The sequence below is a fragment of the Streptomyces sp. NPDC002133 genome (assembly GCF_040296405.1).
Classification (GTDB): Bacteria; Actinomycetota; Actinomycetes; order Streptomycetales; family Streptomycetaceae; genus Streptomyces.
The window spans coordinates 43,243-62,557 of the sequence record NZ_JBEOXF010000006.1; the positions used below are offsets into that span (position 1 = coordinate 43,243).

Consider the following 19,315-nt stretch of genomic DNA (forward strand, 5'->3'; position numbering starts at 1 on the left):
CGTCGACATCGACCCTGACGAGGGACGTTCCGAGAGTCACGTTCCAGGGGCCGGCCCGGCTGAGTCGGCTGCGATCAGGGGCGGTACGTCGATCCGCCAGAAGGCGGCTCCGGTGATCCGGGCACCCGGACCGTCCTGGCTCTATGGCATCTGGCTCGACAACGGCGACCGTTCGGCCGCGAATTGCGCGGCCTCGTCCAACCAGGCGCTAACCCCACCGCCATTCCCGCCGGGAAAGGGGCTGCTCGGTCCAGATGGTCTTGCCGTTGCCGGTGTACCGCGTCCCCCAGCGTTCGGTTAGCTGGGCGACCAGCATGAGGCCGCGTCCGCCCTCGTCGAAGATGCGGGCGCGGCGCAGGTGAGGTGAGGTGCTGCTGGCGTCGGAGACCTCGCAGATCAGCGTCCTTTCCTTGATCAGCCGCAGCTGAATGGGCGCACCGCCGTAGCGGATGGCGTTGGTCACCAGCTCGCTGACCACGAGTTCGGTGACGTAGGCCAGTTCGTCCAGCTCCCAGGCGTGGAGTTGGGCGGTCGCCTGAGAGCGGGCGCCTGCGACGACAGCCGGATCGCTGGGGAGGTCCCAGACGGCGATGTGCCCGCTGTCCAGAGCACGTGTACGGGCGATGAGCAGAGCGGCGTCGTCGGTGGGCCGCTCGTCGAGCAGCGCCTTGAGGACCTTGTCGCAGGTGGTCTCCAAGGGCGAAGCAGCGGCGTCGGCGAGGGCGCCGCGCAGGGCATGCAGGCCGGCGTCGACATCGCGATGGCGTGATTCGACCAGCCCGTCGGTGTACAGAGCGAGGAGACTGCCTTCGGGAACTTCGTGGTCGACGCACTCGAACGGCATCCCGCCCACGCCGAGCGGCGGGCCGGTGGGCAGTTCGAGGAAGTCCACTCCGCCGTCAGGGCGCACCAGTGCGGGCCAGAGGTGACCTGCACTGGCGAGCGAGCACGTGCGGGAAATGGGGTCGTAGACCGCGTACAGGCAAGTTGATCCGAGTTCTCCAGACGGCGCCTGTGCACCGGAGTCGGGCCCCGAGCTGAGCCGGACGACGAGGTCGTCGAGGTGGGCGAGGAGCTCGTCCGGGGCCAGATCGACGTCGGCGAGGGTGCGCACGGCCGTTCGAAGGCGCCCCATGGCGGCCGAGGCGGCGATGCCATGGCCGGCCACATCGCCGACGACGAGGGCGACGCGGGCGCCGGAAAGCGGGATGACGTCGAACCAGTCGCCGCCGACGCCGATGTGCGAGTCCGCGGAGAGGTAGCGGCCGGCGACGTCCACGGCTGCCTGCTCGGCAGTCCCCTGAGGCAGAAGGCTGTGCTGGAGAGCCAGCGCCATCCTGTGCTCGCGCGTGTAACGGCGGGCGTTGTCGATGCAGACCGCGGCGCGCGCCGCCAGCTCCTCGGCGATCTGCAGGTCGTCGGGTCCGTACGCTGCGGTGGAGGGGGCCAGGCGGGAGAAGAGGGCGACGCCGAGGTTGGTGCCGCGGGCGCGGAGCGGCACCGTGATCAGCGACTGCGCGCGATGCCGAACCACCCAGGCAGCCCGGTCGGGGTCGCGGGCCAGCCAGCGGGTGATCTCGGGCTCCCCGATCTGGTGCACGGTACCGTGACCGGTGGCCAGGCAGCGGGTGGGCGGTGAGAACTCCGGGTAGCGGGCCAGCTCGCCGACTGCGACGGCATGCTTCACACGGGAGCGGATGGCTGCGCGCCGCAGCAGCAGAGGCCCGTCGACGGGGATCAGCGGGGGCTCGTCACCGCGCAGCACGGTGTCGAGAAGATCGACGGAGACGAAGTCCGCCAGGGCAGGCACGGCTACGTCGGCCAGCTCCTGGGCGGTGCGGGCCACGTCCAGGCTGCTTCCGATTCTCCTGCTGGCCTCGTCCAGCAGCGCCAAACGCTCGCGGGCCACGTACTGCTCGGAGAAGTCCAGGGCGGCCAGCTGCACGCCGTGCACCAGTCCATGGGAGTCCTTGAGCGGGGTGAAGTGGACGATCCAGGCATGCGCGTGGGGCTCCCCCGGGACCTTGACGTAGTTCTCGATGTGCTCGGGCTCACCGGTCTCCAGCACATGATCGACGGATTGCTCGGGAGCCTGGAAGGCCGGATCGGGCATGTGCTCGGTGATCCGGAGCCCCCGAAGCTCCCGCTCGGAGGCGGCGAGCTGCCTGGTCATCGGCTCGTTGACCCGCAGGAATCGACCCTCGGAATCGTAGATCGCCAGGGAGAACGGGGACTGGTCGAACGACCAGCGGATCAGCGGGTCCCTATCGCGCTCCATCTCCTCCCCCACCGGGACGCCCTCCAGCAGCCAACCGGCTCGCCCGTCACCCGTGGGCAGCGGGCACGCGCGCAACCGGCATTCCACCGCACTGCGGTCCCGGTGGCGGAGTGCCACCTGCCCGGTCCAACCCTCCTGCCGGCCGAATCGCTCACGAGCAGCCGTGGGGAGGGGCGATGCGAGTAGCTCTGCCGAGGGCAGGCCGACCGCCTCGGCGGCGGAGTACCCGAGCAACTGCTCCGCACCTGCGCTCCAGCAGGTCAGCACACCGTCCGGAGCCGCCACTGCCAGAGCCCCCGCAGCAGGAAGCACGTCACCAGGGCAGCGCTCCGGTGGGTCCATAGTCGATCATCTCGCCTTCGAGTCCCCTGCTGATTCAAGGATCTCTCGGTCGTGGCGCCGGTTCGCGTCAAGCGATCGCACGAGCGAGGGGCGCTGCCGCGCAGTCGGCCCATGGGGCCTTATGGCCTGCGTATGGTCACATAGCGTTCAGGGCGGCCATGAGGTCGAAGAGCTCTACCAGTGCTGTCGGCGGTTCGGGCGCTGCTTACGGATATCGGCGGGTCACTGCGCTCGTGAGCGGGCGGCTCGTGGGGTGATGTCCTTCGGCGCTATTGGTCCGAGACTGGTCCGGCGGGAACTCCCTTGGATGTCAGACAGTAACTCGAAGAACCCAATTGATTACAGTGGGTACCTACCTTGTCGGGTTGCCTGGAGCGCACCGATGCCTCCAGGCAACCCGACCTCAGGCTCTGGAAGAAGCCAAGTTTCTGAGGGCTGTAAGAACAAAGAATGTTCTTCGTCTGCTGGTGATACGGGCTTAGCACGCTACTGACCTGCTGAAACAGGGACTGCTGGGGCAGGTGACGGGTGGCTGGCCCGGGCATGGTCCGGATCTTGGTCCGCGTTGGCCTGAACATTCCCGCGTCGACGGGGACGACCTCCAATCCCAGTTCATCGGGATCTCCGGGTGCGGAACACTCCAGTGCGTTCGAACCTGGCCTCGCCTTTCTGGTTCGGGACCCCGATGCGGCGACGGGTGTTCCACAGGAACTGAAGCGCCGATTCCCGAATCGGCGTGTGGTTTCTGCCGGGCGGGGCCTTCTCCTCGACGGGCGGTGCTGCGTGCCGTTCATCCCAAGGCCGACCGCGGTGGCACCGGTGGTGCGGCCGACCCGGCTGAGCCGGCAATGACAGTTGTCCCCGGTAGGCAGCGCCGTGTACGTCGCTTCGATCCGCGTCCATCCAACTGCTGCTGGTCAGAGCTGGGATACCAGTGGGAGATATCGTGAGTAAGGGCGCATCTCGACTTACCGCTCAGCCGTGCGCTGCGGGGCGCCTGACGGGCATCTTGCCTGGTCAGGCGCCCTTCTTCTGTGTCTAGAAGAAGCCCAGCTTCTTCGGCGAGTACGACACCAGCAGGTTCTTCGTCTGCTGGTAGTGGTCCAGCATCATCTTGTGGGTCTCGCGGCCGATACCCGACTGCTTGTAGCCGCCGAAGGCCGCGTGCGCCGGGTAGGCGTGGTAGCAGTTCGTCCAGACCCGGCCCGCCTGGATGGCCCGGCCGGCGCGGTACGCCTGGTTGACGTCCCGGGTCCACACGCCCGCGCCCAGGCCGTACAGCGTGTCGTTGGCCGTCTTGATCGCGTCGTCGAAGTCCGAGAACGACGTCACCGCGACGACCGGCCCGAAGATCTCCTCCTGGAAGATCCGCATCCGGTTGTCGCCCTCGAAGATCGTGGGCTGCACGTAGTAGCCGCCCGCCAGTTCGCCGTCGTACTCGATCCGCTGGCCACCGGTCAGGATCTTGGCGCCCTCCTGCTGTCCGATGTCCAGGTAGGAAAGGATCTTCTGGAGCTGGTCGTTGGAGGCCTGCGCGCCGATCATCGTGTCCGTGTCCAGCGGGTGCCCGGGCACGATCGCCTCGGTGCGGGCGATGCCCGCGTCCAGGAACTCGCTGTAGTGCCCGCGCTGGATCAGGGCACGCGACGGACACGTGCACACCTCGCCCTGGTTCAGGGCGAACATGGTGAAGCCCTCCAGGGCCTTGTCGCGCAGCTCGTCGTCGGCGGACCAGATGTCGTCGAAGAAGATGTTCGGCGACTTGCCGCCCAGCTCCAGCGTCACCGGCTTGATGTTCTCGGAGGCGTACTGCATGATCAGCCGACCCGTCGTGGTCTCGCCCGTGAAGGCGACCTTCGCCACGCGCGGGCTGGACGCGAGCGGCTTGCCCGCCTCGACGCCGAAGCCGTTGACGATGTTCACGACGCCCGGCGGCAGCAGGTCGGCGACCAGGCTCATCCAGAAGTGGACGGATGCCGGCGTCTGCTCGGCGGGCTTGAGCACGACCGCGTTGCCCGCCGCCAGTGCCGGCGCCAGCTTCCAGACCGCCATCAGGATCGGGAAGTTCCAGGGGATGATCTGCGCCACGACACCGAGCGGCTCGTGGAAGTGGTACGCGACCGTGTTGTCGTCGAGCTCGCTGAGCGAACCCTCCTGGGCGCGCAGCACGCCCGCGAAGTAGCGGAAGTGGTCGATGGCCAGCGGGATGTCGGCGGCCAGGGTCTCCCGCACCGGCTTGCCGTTCTCCCAGCTCTCCGCGACCGCGAGCTCCTCCAGATGCGCCTCCATCCGGTCGGCGATCTTCAGCAGGATGTTCGCCCGGGCCTCGGGGGCGGTACGGCCCCAGGCCGGCGCCGCGGCATGCGCGGCGTCCAGGGCCCGCTCGACGTCCTCGGCGGTGCCGCGGGCGATCTCGGTGAACGGCCGGCCGTTGACCGGGCTCGGGTTCTCGAAGTACTGGCCACGCGCCGGCGGGACGTACTCGCCGCCGATCCAGTGGTCGTAGCGGGATGCGTACGTGACGATCGCGCCGTCCGTGCCAGGCGCTGCGTATCGAGTCATGAGGCCTCCCGGGGTCGTCGCCGTCCGCCGTTGGACGGCGTCCGACGCCGAACCTAGGGAGCCGGACGTTGCAACCACGTTGCGGCCGCGTACTCCCCGTCCAGCGCCCGCGCCCGGGCCTCGGCGGCCGCCCGCCGCCCCTTCGGCAGTACGGAGGCGAGCGCCTGCCACACCGGGAGGTCGTCCTCGCCCCACGGGCTGTGGGCCCAGTCCGACAGCAGACCCGGATCGCCGCGCGAGATGAGCGCTGCACGCAGCTGGTCGGCAAGGCGGCGCCGCAGCTCCACGACACCGGGCGCGTCCGAGCCCGGGAGCAGCGGCCCTGCGTACCCGCTCAGCGCCGCCGTGACCGCACCCGAGGCGAGCCGGCGGGCCACCACGTCGAAGTCCGCGTCGACCGGCATAGCCAGCCGGTACGGCCGGGACTGCAGCAGCCGCGGCCCCAGCAGACCGCGCAGCCTGGACAGTTCGGCCCTGAGCGTGACCGGGGTGACGTGCTCGTCCTCGTACAACTCCAGCAGCAGCTCGTCGCCGCTCAACCCCTCCGGGTGGCGGGCCAGTACGACGAGGATCTCACTGTGACGGCGGCTCAGGCGGAGCTTGCGGCCCTCCGCGACCAGCAGTGCCTCGTCCCTGCCGAGGGCCGTCAACTGGACCGCACCCTCCGCGGGGTGCGGCGCGAGCAGCGCCAGCTGCGACTCGGCGGCCCGCGCCACCGCCCCCACGAACGCCAGGCTGTGCGGGTGGGCAAGCCGGTCCCCGCCGGTGATGTCCACGGCGCCCAACAGCCGCCCGGTGTGCGGATCGTGGACCGGAGCCGCCGCACACGTCCACTCGTGGACCGGCCGCCGGAAGTGCTCGGCCGCGAACACCTGCACCGGACGGTCCACCGCGATCGCCGTCCCCGGCGCGTTCGTCCCCGCCACCGACTCGGCCCAGCGCGCGCCCTCCACGAAGTTCATCCGACGCGCCCTCCGCCGGGCCTCCGGATGACCCTCGACCCAGAGCAGCCGCGCCTGCGCGTCGCACACCGCGACGAGATGCTCGCCGTCGACCGCGTACACGCCCATGAGCTCCCTGATGACCGGCATCACGCGCGACAGCGGATGGCCCTCGCGGTACACCCCGAGCTCGTCGTCGCCGAGCTCCACGCTCGCTGCGCCTTCCGTGGTGACGTGCGCGCGGGCGCAGCGTCGCCAGGATTCGGCCACGACCGGCCGTACGGTCCGCTCCACACGGCCCGCCGTGGCGAACCGTTCGTACGCCAGGCGCAGCTCGCTGCCGCGCTCCACCGGATCGTTCCCGGCCTCCAGCGCCACCCATGCGTCGGTCAACTCGGCCTCCCGGACGGTGCCTTTCCTCGCGGGCCCATCGTCGTCCCGTAGCGGGTACCCGACAAGCGTCACGGACGCGTCATCCGAGGCGGCCGGACGGCCCCGGGCGCGTCGGGATCCGCTCCTGTCCCGCCTGCCCCGGGCGCCTCCCCGGCCACGTTGCTAGTCCACCGACGAACTCACCGCATACGACCCCGGATCGTCCAGCACCGCACGCACCACCGAATGCGCCGCCCCCAGTAGCGGCCCGTCGGAGCCGAGCCGCGACACCGTCAGCACCGGCCGTGTCGGATCGGCGGTACGGCGCGTCAACTCCCGCTCCAAGGACGGCAGCAGCCACGGCGACAGCCGAGACAGCGCGCCGCCCAGGACCACCGCACGGGGGTCCAGCAGATTCACCGCACCGGCCAGCGCGATGCCGAGTGCGGATCCCGCGCCGCGCAGTGCCCGGCGGACATCGCGGTCACCGGCCGCAGCCCGTTCGGCGAGCAGTTCGATCGGCCGGCCCGTGGTGCTGAGCCCGGCGGCCCGCAGCACGGCCTCCTCACCGGCGTACTGCTCCAGGCAGCCGCGGCCACCGCAGGCGCACACGGGGCCCTCGGGACGTACCGGCACATGGCCCAGTTCGCCCGCGTACCCGTGCGCGCCGCGCAGCAGCCTGCCGTCGACGACCACGGCCGCGCCGATGCCGATCTCCGCCGAGACGTGGACGAAGTCCCGCGGCGCCGGAGCCCCGCCGATCCACAGCTCCGCCAGCGCGCCGAGATTGGCCTCGTTGTCGACGGTCAGCCGGGGCCCGTAGGGCAGGCAGGCGCCCAGGTCGACGTCCCACCAGCCCAGGTTGGGGGCGCGGACGACGGTGTGGGTGTCGCGTGCCACCAGACCCGGCACCGCCACGGAGACGCCGGCGGGCCGCAATCCCTCGATGCGCACGGCATCGGTGACCTCGCGGACGAGCGCGGCCAGTTCCTTGAGCACCGGCTCGGGCGGGCGGCCCCGGTTGTCGGCCCAGGCCGACGCCCGCGCCCGTACCTTTCCCCGCAGATCCACCGCGGCGACGGACAGGTGGTCGACGCCGACCTCGGCGCCGATGCCGACCGGGCCGCGGTCGCCGATGCCGATCGCGCTGCCGGGCCGGCCGACGGAGCCGGACTGCTCGCGGCCGAGCTCCACCAGAAACCCTGCGCGCGTCAGTTCGTCGACGAGCGAGGAGACCGCGGCCCGGGTCAGCCCGATCCTGCCCGCGACGGCCGCGCGCGACAGCGGACCTTCGGCGGCCACGGCGTGCAGCACGAGCGAGAGGTTCCGGCGGCGCATGCCCTGTTGCGTGTTGGGCAGCGTCACGGCCGGTGCTCCGAACGCAGCAGTGCGCCGCCGTCGGCGAGGACGGAGCCGATCCGGTCGAGCGCGGCACGGTCCACGGGCACGGGATCGTACGACGGGCCGTCCGCCGTGCCCCAGCGCCGGGCGACCGCTGCCGGGTCCTCTCCGGTGAGCACGCCGGCGGCCTGCGCGGCGGCGCCGAGCGCCACCAGTTCGCGGGCGACAGGCACGCTGACGGCGCGCCCGGACAGCCGGCGGACCGTCTCACGCCAGGCCGCGCCCCGCGCCCCGCCGCCGATGAGCAGCAGGGGCGCGTCCCGCTCCGGCGTTCCCGCCAGCACCTTCTCCAGCGCCTCGAGCAGCGCGTACACGGCTCCGTCGTACGCGGCCTGGAGCAGCCTTCCTGGCGTCGTGTCGTGGCGCAGTCCGTACAACAGTCCCGAAGAGTGGGGGAGTTGGGGGGTACGCTCGCCGTCGAGGAACGGCAGCAGCACCTCACGGCCGCCGGTTTCCACGGCATCCCGGTCACGGCCGAGCAGCACGGCGATCCGGTCGACGGCCTGTGTGCAGTTCAGCGTGCAGGCGAGCGGCAGCCATTGCCCGCGGGCGTCGGCGAAGCCGGCCACCGTGCCGGCCGGATCGGCCGACGGATGCGGGGACGTCGTGTACACCGTGCCGGAGGTGCCCAGACTCAGCACCGGCTGTCCGGCAGTGAGCCCGAGTCCGAGCGCTGCGGCCGCGTTGTCCCCGGTCCCCGGTGCCACCAAGGCGCCCGCCGGAAGCGGCAGACCGGGCAGGTCGCGGACCGTCCCGGCCGCTTCGAACGGATCCACGACCTCCGGCAGCAGCGCGGGGGAGAGGCCCGCGAGGCCGAGGATCTCGACGTCGTACGCCCCTGTCGCGGGCGTCCACCAGCCCGTGCCCGAGGCGTCGCTCCGATCCGTGACGGCTCGTCCGGTCAGTCGTTCCGTGAGGTAGTCGTGCGGGAGACGTACCGCGCGGGTGGCCGCGGCGGCCTCCGGCTCGCGCTCGCGCAACCACGCCCACTTGGTGACGGTGAACGCGGGGCCGGGGACGCTGCCGGTGCGCTCGGCCCATGCCTTCGCGCCGCCGAGGTGCTCGACCAGCCGCTCGCCCTGCGCCGCCGACCGCACGTCGTTCCACAGCATCGCCGGACGCACCGGCCGGCCCTGCGCGTCCAGCGTGACGAGGCCGTGCTGCTGCCCGGCGACGGACACGGCGGCGGCCCGACGGGCCGATGCTCCGCACTGACCGAGCGCGTCCCCGAGGGCCGTCCACCAGTCCTCAGGATCGCTCTCGCGGGCGCCGTTCCGGCCCGTGACGGTGTGCGGAGCCTGGCCGCTCGCCACGACCCGGCCCGTGGTGACGTCGACGACCAGCGCCTTTGTCGACTGGGTGGAGCTGTCCACTCCGACGACGAGTGGCCCTTCGGGTACGGCCATGGGACTCTCCGTTCTGCGCCTTCGTTGCAGTGCGCCTTCCCCGTGCTGGCCCGGATACTAATTTGTCAAGGGCCATGACGAAATGGGTGCGACGAAGGTGGTCGACGGGAGCGAGGCGTAGCACCGGCCGTCGCGTCGTCCTACGACTCGGCGCCTCAGACAGCAGGGGCCGCGGACCCGTCGGCGGAACGCTCGGCCCGTGACGCGTCCGAGCCGTTCACAAGCCCGTGCGGATCAAGCTCTCCGCGGTTTCGACGATGGTCGTCACCGGATCGCGCGGTTCCCAGCCGAGTACGGAGCGGGCCTTCTCGGTGCGCAGGACCGGAACCCTGCCCAGTTGGCTGAGCGATTCCCGCAGTGCGGGGTTCGAGCGGGCCGCTTCGCGTACCTGAGCATCGGTCAGCTACTGGTCCGGCACCCTGGCGGCGGACTCTCCCGGATACGACAAGACCCCAGATGGCTGCCGCGCCGGCCTGCATCTGCGCGCCTCGATGATCTGGATCCAAGACCTCATCCAGGCCGCCTCTTGATCACAACAGCATTCGCGCTCCAGGAGTAGCGCGTACGGCCGGTTGCCCGCCCTGGGGTCGTGCCGGGGCTACCCGGGACGGTCATCAGCGCACAGGAAGCATCCCAGCCCCGACAGCACCATCGCGCGGTGTTGCTCAACGGTTAGCAGGTGTTCGAGACCACTGGCACGCCCGGCTGCCAACCGATGTCACAAATCCAGTCGCCGGCTCGTCATCCAGAAGAACGACATCCCACGACGGAGTGCCCAGCAATGCTGTTCCCCACAGAAACGGAGAAAACGTGTTCGCCGCCTACGTCACGGTCACCATCCTCGGTGCGCTCTTCAACGGTGCCGCCGCCGTCACCTACCTGATCGGCCACGAATACCCCAAGACCCAGGCGGACATGAAGGGCGTGCCCCGGAAGTGGGTACCGGTGCTGGGCATGTTGCTGGCCGCGGGCACCGTGGGGCTGCTGGCCGGGCTCGCCGTGCCGCTCCTGGGGACCCTTGCCGCCTCCGGCCTCGTGCTGTACTTCATCGGCGCAATCATCGCCCACCTGCGGGTGGGCTCCCGCGACATCGTAGGCGGGATCGTGTTCCTCTCCACCGCGGCGGCCGCCCTGGCTCTGGGCCTGGTCTACCACGGCCCCTGGTAACACGCTGGGCCCAGAAGTTCCGCGCCCGTCACCACGACGGCCGTCTCCTTCCTCCCTGCCCCGCTGACCCGCCAGATCACGCCCTCGAACTGCTGTCGGAGCCGTGCGGGGCACGGGCCGAACTCGCCGATCGGCAGGTACGGCTCGATCAACTCCCAGTCTGCATCCGGCAGTTGCACTCTCGTCACGCAAAGTGATGCACCGGATCAGTCCCGGCCGCGAAGGGAAATCCCGCAGATTGATCACAACCCGATTCGCGGCCTAGCCGGCACGGGCCAGGCGCTCCGCGTGGATGCCGGGCCTCCTGGGCTGCCGGCACCGCCCGGTCCGCATCCGATACCGCCTGCTGACGACCGTCGCTCGATCTGCTCGATCTGCTCGGTGTCCCGGGCATGAGCACCGCGGTGATGCGACATACGCCGGGTGGGAGCGGCTGCGGCCGTTCCTGCCGGTGACCATGGGCGGGCGACGCGGCCGGTGATGCGGCCGGTGGCGTGATCACGGGCAGGTGATGGACGGGGATTCGTCAGCGGCTTCGGGCCGGGCCGGCTGACGTACCGCACGGCTCCACCGCCCTGCCCGCCCTGCGGTACGTCAGTGGCCGGGGCAGCCCTCGGCCATCGCCAGCGCCGCGGCGGGATCCGGCGCCGCAGGTCCGGCAGGGGCCCAAGTGCTCCCGGACCTGGCGTACGGCCACCAGCGCCCGTCGGGCCCCACCCGGAGTTGCGCATCCGCACCCACGACGGTCCACCGCCCTGCGCCCGCCGCCCGCAGCCGTGGACGCTCACCCTCGTCCCAGCCGGCGGTCAACTGCGCCTGCGCCCGATTGAGCGTCTCCTCGTCCGGCACCCAGTCGTCCTCGAGGACCGCGAGCGCCGCCGCCCCGCCGAACCGCCAGGCGCGGACCGCGAGGTCGAGGCCGGAGCGTCCGCGGCCGGAACCGGCCGCGAGCCGTGCCGTGATCACCGCCGGGACGTGCGCTCCGCCCGTATTCGCCGCTGCCAGCCGCACCGCGTCCTGGCCCACCGTCAGCCCCGGCTCCACGGGCCGTCGCTCATGGCCCGCGTCCAGTGCCTCCACCAGCATCCGGTGCGCCCGCGCCGCCGCATCCGCCGCAAGGAACTCCAGCGCGTCCGTGTCGACCCCCGGACCCGGTGCCGTCTCCGTGTCCAGGGTCGCAGGCACGCCGGGCTCCGGTGGCAGCGGCGGCGCCTCCGGCAGCGCGGGCAGGATGTCCGCAGCCGCGAACGCCGCCTGCGCCCGCACCCCCGCGGGCACACCCGCCGGCCGCTCCTCGGGTTCCGCCCGCGCCGCACTCCGTACCTGCAGCTCGTCGAGGAGCCTGCGCTCCGCACGGCCCCGCAACAGCAGCAGCACGAACGGATCCTGGTCCAGCAGCCGCGCCACCTGGTAGCAGAGCGCCGCCGTGTGCGGACACAGGTCCCACGCCTCGCAGCTGCACGCGGGCTCCAGGTCCCCGATGCCCGGCAGGAGCTCGACTCCGGTGCCCGCCGCGTCCTCCACCAGGTGCGGCGGCATCTCGCGGTCCAGCAGGGCGGCGATGTGTCCGGCCCGGTCCACCGCCATGTCCAGCAGGCGGTCCCACGCGTCGTCGGTCAGCTCCTGCAGCAGTACGTCGCTGCGGTACGCGGTACCGTCCCGGTCCCTCACCACCGCGGTGATCCGCCCGGGCCGTACGGACACGGCCCCCACCGCCCCGTCGCGTGCCTGCTTGCGGCCCTTCTTCAGCTGCTCGGTGTCCAGCGCCGTGTCCTCCAGCGCCTGCAGCCAGGCCCGGCCCCACCACGTCTGCGCGAAACCCCGTCCGCGAGCGGGTGGCAGCGCCGCGAACGTCCGCTCGTCCTCGTCCTCGTATCCTCTGCCGGTCCCGTTCCCGGTTTCTGCGCCCGCTGTGCTTCCCGTCATCGCGCGCCTCCTCGCAGCTGCACCAGGTCCGCCAGTTCGGCGTCGGTCAGTTCGGTCAGTGCCGACTCGCCGGAGCCGAGCACCGCGTCCGCGATTGCCTGCTTGCGCTCCAGCATGGCCGCGATGCGGTCCTCGATCGTGCCTTCGGCGATCAGCCGGTGGACCTGCACGGGCTGGGTCTGGCCGATGCGGTACGCGCGGTCTGTGGCCTGCGCCTCGACGGCCGGGTTCCACCAGCGGTCGTAGTGGACGACGTGACCGGCCCTGGTCAGGTTGAGCCCCGTACCTGCCGCCTTCAACGACAGCAGGAACACCGGCACTTCGCCGTCCTGGAAGCGTTGCACCATCCTCTCCCGCTCGGCGACCGGAGTGCCGCCGTGCAGGAGCTGCGTCCGCATCCCGCGCGCCGCGAGATGCCGCTCCAGCAGCCGCGCCATCTGCACGTACTGCGTGAAGACGAGGACACTCGCATCCTCGGCGAGGATCGTGTCCAGCAGCTCGTCCAGCAGCTCCAGCTTCCCGGACCGGTCAGGAATCCTCGGCTCCTCCTCCTTCAGATACTGCGCCGGGTGGTTGCAGATCTGCTTCAGCGCGGTCAGCAGCTTCACCACCAGTCCGCGTCGCTCCATGCCGGCGGCCGCCGAGATCGCGGCCAGCGTCTCGCGCACCACCGCCTCGTACAGACCGGCCTGTTCGGCGGTCAACGAGACGGCGCGGTCGGTCTCGGTCTTCGGCGGCAGCTCTGGCGCGATGCCCGGGTCGGACTTGCGGCGGCGCAGCAGGAACGGCCGTACGAGCGCGGCCAGCCGCTCCGCGGCAGCGGGATCCGCGCCGCCCTCCACGGCCTGCGCGTACCGCGCCCGGAACGTACCGAGCCGGCCGAGCAGCCCCGGTGTCGTCCAGTCGAGGATGGCCCACAGCTCGGACAGGTTGTTCTCGACGGGCGTGCCGGTGAGCGCGACCCGGGCCTTCGCGCCGATGGTGCGCAGCTGCTTCGCCGTCTCCGAGTACGGGTTCTTGACGTGCTGTGCCTCGTCGGCGACGACCATGCCCCACGGGACGTCGGAGAGCTGTGTCGCGTCGAGCCGCATCGTCCCGTACGTGGTGAGGACGAACTCCCCGTCCGTCAGGCCCTCGAGGCTGCGCGTCGCGCCGTGGAAACGGCGCACGGGTGTGCCGGGCGCGAACCTTTCGATCTCCCGCTGCCAGTTGCCCATCAGGGACGTCGGACAGACGACGAGCGTCGGGCCGGCGGCGGATGCGTCGGTCCGGCGGTGCAGATGCAGGGCGATGAGCGTGATGGTCTTGCCGAGTCCCATGTCGTCGGCGAGGCAGCCGCCGAGCCCGAGCAAGGTCATCCGGTGCAGCCAGTTCAGTCCGCGCAGCTGGTAGTCGCGCAGGGTGGCGGCGAGCGCCGCGGGCTGGGCGACCGACTGCTCGCCGCCCTCCGGATCGGCGAGCCGGTCGCGCAGCCGCTCCAGCCCGCCCGACGCCTGGACCTCGACGCGCCGTCCGTCGACCTCGGTGGAGCCGGTCAGCACGGCGCCGAGTGCGTCGACCGGGATGAGCTTGCGGTCCTGGTGCGCGCGGGCGCGGCGGGCCTCCTCGGGGTCGATGAGCACCCACTGGTCGCGCAGCCGCACCACGGGCCTGCGCGCCTCCGCGAGCTGGTCCAGCTCCTCGCGCGTCAGCCGCTGGTCGCCGAGCGCGAACCGCCAGTTGAAGGCCAACAGAGCGTCGGCCGACAGGAACGACGGCATCCCGGAGCCGGTCGCGTACATGCCGGAGTCGGAGGCCGATTCGGAGCCGGTCGCGTCCGTTTCGGATCCGGACCCGGCGCTGGTGGTCTCCTCGGGCGGGCCGATGACGGCACGTGCGGTGAGTTTGCGGGCGAGCTCCCGTGGCCAGTGCACCTGCATGCCGGTCGCGGCCAGCGCCGACGATGCCCTGCCGAGCAGGTCGATGACGTCTTCGTCGGCGAGCTCGATCGTGTCGGGAACGGCCGCCGACAGGAGCGGGGTGAGAGGCGCCCAGGCACGTGCCGCGCGGCGCAGTGCGAGCAGGGCGTCCATCCGGGCGCGCGGCCCGAAGGCGGCGTCCTGCCCGCCCGCCCAGACCGCCGCGGCGTCCGCGACACGGGCCGGGTCGCTGACGCTGTGCATCTGCAGCACGGCCCGGAAGGCGGGCTCCTGGGTGCCTGTGCTCTCGGACAGGCCCGGAACCTCCACGCGCAGCGACAGCCTTACGCCCGCGTCGTGGCCCGCCGCGACATCCTGCGCCCAGGCGCGCGCCTGAGGCAGCCGATGCGGCTCATCGGCCGCGAACGCGCCGGAGCCGGTGGCGAGCGGTGCGGCAGGCGTGCGCGGCAGTACGTCGGCGACCGCGTCCAGGAAAGCCCGCAGCAGCCGCTCCGGCTCGGGCAGCAGCAGCGGTTCCGCGCAGGCGTCGAGCGGGACGGCGTGTGCGGTGGGCGGCATGGAGGCGGCGAGCGTACGGATGCGTTCCAGGTCTTCCGCGGTGAGCGGACCGGCCCGCCAGGAGTCGTGGTCGCTCGGGGTGAGTCCGGGCAACAGCAGTCCCCGCGCGACGAGTTGAAGGGCGAGGACGGTCGCGGCGCCCCAGAAGGCCGCGGCGGGTGAGGCGTCTGAGGACGTCCGTGCCCGGGTGAGGACCGGCAGCGCGTCTCGTACGGGCAGGAGCCGGGCCGGTGCGGCATGTGTGGCCACCCCGTCGGGGCCGCCCGCTGCCACGGTCAGGTCATCGACCGCGCCGCCGGGTCCGGCGGGCGGCTCGCTGCCGTCGGCGTGCCAGAAGGCGAAGTGGCCCGTGCGGGCCGGATCCGCGGGGAGGAAGACCGCGGAGCAGCGGGAGAGTTCGGAGATTGCTGAGGTCTCTGAGATCTGTGAGGCCTCTGGGCCCTCTGAGGTGTGGGGGATGTCGGAGGGCGTTGCCGCGGGGAGCATGTGCACAGCGATGACGCATTCCTCAAATTTGACTACTGTGGGCCGGAGCGGCCGAGGGTACCCGACGGGATGCCTGCCGCGGGAGCGCGATCTTCGTGACCCACGTCACTTTCCCGCGTAGGGGTGCTGCCAGCACCACCGTGCGCTGCGGGTGATCCCCCTACTGTTTCCGGGTGGTGGCGCCATGGTCGCGCAGGTCCGCTGATTCGTACGTTTCTTCAGGTCAGAGCAGTTTCAGGAGTCGAGCGCGCCGGCCGGCGCGACGGCCGAGAGACCGGAGACCGTCATGTCCCAGGCGACCGCCACTGCCACCGCGCTCGACGGCGAGCCCGCACTGCCGCCGGGGGAACGTGCAGCCCCACCCGGAAGCCGGACCGGAGGCAGGACCCGTGGCAGTGATTTCGCGCCGCTGCTGCGCACGGCCAGGGATCAGGGACTCCTGGATCGCCGCACCGGCTGGTACGCCCGCGTCATCGCCGTCAATCTGCTCGCCCTGGCCGCCGTCGTCACCGGCATCGTGCTCATCGGCCCGTCCTGGTGGGTGCTCCCGCTGGCCGTGCCGCTGGCCGTGTTCTCCGCGCGTACGGCCTTCATCGCTCATGACGCGGGTCACGCCCAGATCACCTCCGACCGCCGGGCCGGCAGGATCATCCAGCTCATCCACGGAAACGTGCTGCTGGGCATGAGCCAGGACTGGTGGAACGACAAGCACAACCGCCACCACGCCAACCCCAACCACGTCGACAAGGACCCCGACGTCGCCCCGGACGTCCTGGTCTTCACCAAGGACCACGCCAAGGGCCGCACCGGGCTCCGCCGTTGGCTGACCCGGCATCAGGCCTGGTTGTTCTTCCCGCTGACCACCCTCGAGGGTGTGGCCCTCAAGGTCTACGGCTTCCGGCACGTCTTTTCAGGGGCCCAGGAAGGCGGGACCGCGGACGGCGGGCCACGGGAACGCAAGGCCGCGGCCGGCGCTCGGGCCATCGAGGGCGCACTGCTCATCTTCCATGTCGTCGCCTACCTCACGCTGCTGCTGAGCGTTCTCACGCTGCTGCAGGCCCTCGTCTTCGCCCTGCTCCACCAGATGCTTCTCGGGCTCCATCTCGGCATGGCGTTCGCGCCGAACCACAAGGGCATGGACATGCCCGACCCGGAGAGCGACGAGCGCTGGGGCCATCTCCAGCGGCAGGTGCTGACCTCCCGCAACATACGCGGCGGCGCCCTCACCGACTGGTTCCTCGGCGGTCTCAACTACCAGATCGAGCACCACCTCTTCCCAAGCATGCCCCGCCCCCACCTGCGGCTCGCCCAGCCGCTGGTCCGTGCCCACTGCCGCAGGCTCGCCATGCCCTACACGGAGACCGGGCTGATCGACTCGTACCGGCAGGCCCTCGGCCATATGCACGAGGTCGGCGGTGAGCTGCGCGGCGAGGCGGGGGGCGACGACCGGCGTGCGGCGGAAACCGTCGCCCACGAGGTCGCAGGATAGGGAACCGGCGGGCCCACGAGCGCGTTCTCACCACAGGAGCGGCGGCCGGAGGCCGGTGGCCGCGAAGGAGGCGTCGAAGATGTCGACAGGTGCGAAGATCGCCATTGGGGGAGTGGCCTTGGGCCTCATCCTCTGGCCATTCATCGGATTCTGGATGTCGCTGCTGGTGATCGTCGGAGTGCCCGCCGTGGCCTACTTCGCGCTCGACCCCTCGCAGCGCCGCCGGCTCCGCCGGATCAACAACCGCAAGCAGATCGGCCGCTGACCTGGCTGATTCGCCGTGTCCCGCAGTGGGCTACGGTCGTCCGGGACGATCACCGGCACGGGAGAGGGGAGCCCCGCACGATGAGCATCGGTGGACGGGTCACCACGGTCAGCAGCAACGGCTCGTACTCATTCACGAAACCGAACAGGGACAGCATCACCCTCCTCGCCGGGCTCGGCGTCGAGGGTGATGTGCACGCGGGCGTGACCGTCAAGCACCGCTCACGCGTGGCGAAGGACCCCACCCAGCCCAATCTCCGTCAGGTGCACCTCATCCACGAGGAGCTGTTCGACGAGGTACGGGAAGCGGGCTTCGCGGTCCGTCCCGGTGACCTCGGGGAGAACGTCACGACGCGCGGCATCGACCTGCTCGGCCTCCCGACCGGCACGGTGCTGCGACTCGGCGACGAGGCCGTGGTCGAGGTCACCGGATTGCGCAACCCCTGTGTGCAGATCGACCACTTCCAGGACGGCCTGCTCAAGCAGGTCGTCGGCCGTGACGCCGAGGGCAACATCGTGCACAAGGCGGGGGTCATGTCCGTCGTGAGGACGGGTGGTCTGGTGCGGCCCGGCGACACGATCACGGTGGAGCTGCCGGTCGGGCCGCACCGGCCCCTGGCGCGCGTCTGAGTCCGGCACTCAGTTCAGGGAACAGGAGTTGACCACATCACCGCCCACGGGCCTGCGGATCGTCCGGTTCGAGGGCGGTGCCACGCCGTCCTCCACCCACGTGGTCAGCGCCGCGAACGCCGATCGGTGACAGGGCAGGATCGGGCGCAGCAGGTCCGGGTACCTGTCGTACAGGCCGTCGGTGTGCGTGCCGTCCTCGATCGTGTAGTAGCGGTGCAGTGCCGAGCGGCCACGGCCGTCGATCATACGGGCGTACACATCGGAGTCCTGACGGATCGGCAGCAGCGTGTCCAGATCGCCGTGGAGGGTGATCAGCGGCTTCCCGATCCGGCCCGTCAGCGCCACCTCAGCCAGCGCCTGCCGCACGGACGCCGGGCGTGAGGCGAGGTCGTACGCCGCGTCCGAGGCGCAGACCGCGAAGATCTGCTCCGGCGTCGAGCCCGCGGAAGCTCCCGGGCACCCCGGGTCGTACGACGGGTCGAACTCGGCGCGGAAGATCTTCTGGGTGAGCCCCCAGTAGACCTGCTCGTGGTACGGCCACAGGAACCGCGAGCCGGGTGCGAAACCGGCCGCCAGGAGGTCATCGTCATCGGCCCGGCCGAGGGTTCTGGCCACGGTGACGGGCAGGCTCGTCAGCGGGTTCGGCCCGCGCGAGGTCCACAGGACGCCTTCCCAGTCGACGCCTCCGTCGTACAGCTCCGCGTGGTTCTCCAGCTGCCAGCGCGTGAGATAGCCGCCGTTCGAGATGCCCGTCATGTACGTCCTGGCGGGCCCGTGCCCGTAGCGCTGACGGACTGTGTGCTTCGCGGCCCGGGTCAGCTCGGTGACACGGCGGTTCCACTCGGCGACCGCGTCACCGGGCCGCCGGCCGTCCGTGAAGAAATCGGCTCCCGTGTTGCCCTTGTCGGTGGAGGCGTACGCGTACCCCTGCGCCAGAACGTGGTCGGAGATGAGAGCGTCCGTCGCGTACTGCCTCCGGGTGCCGGGTGCCCCTGTGACGACCAGCCCGCCGTTCCAGCGGTCGGGGAGCCGGATCACGAACTGGGCGTCGTGCCGCCAGCCGTGAGTGGCGTTGAGGCGGGAATCGTCGGGGAAGTAGCCGTCGATCTGGATGCCGGGCACCCCGGACGGATTCCTGGTGCCGGAGGCCGCGAGGCCGGCCTGGTCAGCCATGTCGGTGTGCGGCGTACCGGCCAGCGCGGCGGTCGTCAGATCCCCGAGGCAGGCCGACTCCTGATGGTCCGCGCCGACGATCCGGAGCCGGTCCTGACGGGCGCAGTGGCCATGTGCCGGTCCGGACCCGGCCCCGGCCCCGGCCCCGGCCTCTGCCGGGCGGGCGTCCGCGAGGAATGTCCCGGTGAGGGCGAGCAGCAGCGCGGCGAGGACCGGAGTCCTCCGCGGTGAATGGAGCAATCGGGATCGGCGGGACGAGCGATGCGGGCGGGACAGGCGCATGACGGCAGGCCTCCGGATGGACGGCGAACAGGTGGGTGCGCCGCCACATCGTGCTGGGGCCGTGCTCGTACGGCCATGGGCCCGGCCCACACCTCGCGCTCGCTGCCCATGTGCTCAGG

General features: G+C 71.3%; 12 protein-coding genes. 4 read left to right on the plus strand and 8 right to left on the minus strand.

Annotation, left to right across the window (positions count from 1 at the left end; genetic code table 11):
• Positions 1-208 precede the first annotated feature (208 nt).
• The 5 genes from ABT078_RS09695 to xylB form a co-directional block, all read right to left on the minus strand.
• Complete coding sequence (locus ABT078_RS09695) at positions 209-2,590, minus strand: SpoIIE family protein phosphatase (protein WP_351225694.1); 2,382 nt, start codon at positions 2,588-2,590, stop codon at positions 209-211.
• Between the two features lie 1,068 nt (positions 2,591-3,658).
• The gene (gene exaC, locus ABT078_RS09700) at positions 3,659-5,182 is read right to left on the minus strand and encodes an acetaldehyde dehydrogenase ExaC (RefSeq protein WP_351225696.1); all 1,524 of its coding nucleotides are present in this window, start codon (positions 5,180-5,182) and stop codon (positions 3,659-3,661) included.
• Between the two features lie 53 nt (positions 5,183-5,235).
• Positions 5,236-6,516 (minus strand): GAF domain-containing protein, encoded by a 1,281-nt coding sequence (locus tag ABT078_RS09705; RefSeq protein WP_351225698.1) that lies wholly within the window; start codon positions 6,514-6,516, stop codon positions 5,236-5,238.
• A gap of 162 nt (positions 6,517-6,678) precedes the next feature.
• Positions 6,679-7,833, minus strand: a complete 1,155-nt coding sequence (locus ABT078_RS09710; RefSeq protein ID WP_351225998.1) for an ROK family protein — start codon at positions 7,831-7,833, stop codon at positions 6,679-6,681.
• Between the two features lie 23 nt (positions 7,834-7,856).
• Positions 7,857-9,302 (minus strand): xylulokinase, encoded by a 1,446-nt coding sequence (xylB, locus tag ABT078_RS09715; protein ID WP_351225700.1) that lies wholly within the window; start codon positions 9,300-9,302, stop codon positions 7,857-7,859.
• Between the two features lie 810 nt (positions 9,303-10,112).
• Between xylB and ABT078_RS09720 the strand changes: the two genes are divergently transcribed.
• The gene (locus ABT078_RS09720) at positions 10,113-10,469 is read left to right on the plus strand and encodes a DoxX family protein (RefSeq protein WP_351225702.1); all 357 of its coding nucleotides are present in this window, start codon (positions 10,113-10,115) and stop codon (positions 10,467-10,469) included.
• A 594-nt stretch (positions 10,470-11,063) separates the two neighbouring features.
• Here the strand turns inward: ABT078_RS09720 and ABT078_RS09725 are convergent.
• Both ABT078_RS09725 and ABT078_RS09730 read right to left on the minus strand, forming a co-directional pair.
• Complete coding sequence (locus ABT078_RS09725) at positions 11,064-12,395, minus strand: SWIM zinc finger family protein (RefSeq protein ID WP_351225704.1); 1,332 nt, start codon at positions 12,393-12,395, stop codon at positions 11,064-11,066.
• On the minus strand, positions 12,392-15,364 hold the full coding sequence (locus ABT078_RS09730; protein ID WP_502981185.1) for an SCO1167/SCO6262 family helicase: 2,973 nt from the start codon (positions 15,362-15,364) through the stop codon (positions 12,392-12,394). Before ABT078_RS09730 ends, ABT078_RS09725 begins: the two co-directional genes overlap by 4 nt.
• Before the next feature lie 280 nt (positions 15,365-15,644).
• Here ABT078_RS09730 and ABT078_RS09735 point away from each other — a divergent pair, with 280 nt between their 5' ends.
• The 3 genes from ABT078_RS09735 (at position 15,645) to ABT078_RS09745 (ending at position 17,741) form a co-directional block, all read left to right on the plus strand.
• A complete protein-coding gene (locus ABT078_RS09735) occupies positions 15,645-16,847 on the plus strand; it encodes an acyl-CoA desaturase (RefSeq protein ID WP_351225708.1) in 1,203 nt (400 codons plus the stop codon).
• Between the two features lie 79 nt (positions 16,848-16,926).
• Complete coding sequence (locus ABT078_RS09740; RefSeq protein ID WP_351225710.1) at positions 16,927-17,112, plus strand: tail-anchor membrane protein; 186 nt, start codon at positions 16,927-16,929, stop codon at positions 17,110-17,112.
• An 80-nt stretch (positions 17,113-17,192) separates the two neighbouring features.
• Positions 17,193-17,741, plus strand: a complete 549-nt coding sequence (locus ABT078_RS09745; protein WP_351225712.1) for an MOSC domain-containing protein — start codon at positions 17,193-17,195, stop codon at positions 17,739-17,741.
• A 9-nt stretch (positions 17,742-17,750) separates the two neighbouring features.
• Here the strand turns inward: ABT078_RS09745 and ABT078_RS09750 are convergent, their stop codons facing one another.
• A complete protein-coding gene (locus tag ABT078_RS09750; protein ID WP_351225714.1) occupies positions 17,751-19,196 on the minus strand; it encodes a tannase/feruloyl esterase family alpha/beta hydrolase in 1,446 nt (481 codons plus the stop codon).
• Positions 19,197-19,315: the final 119 nt, after the last annotated feature.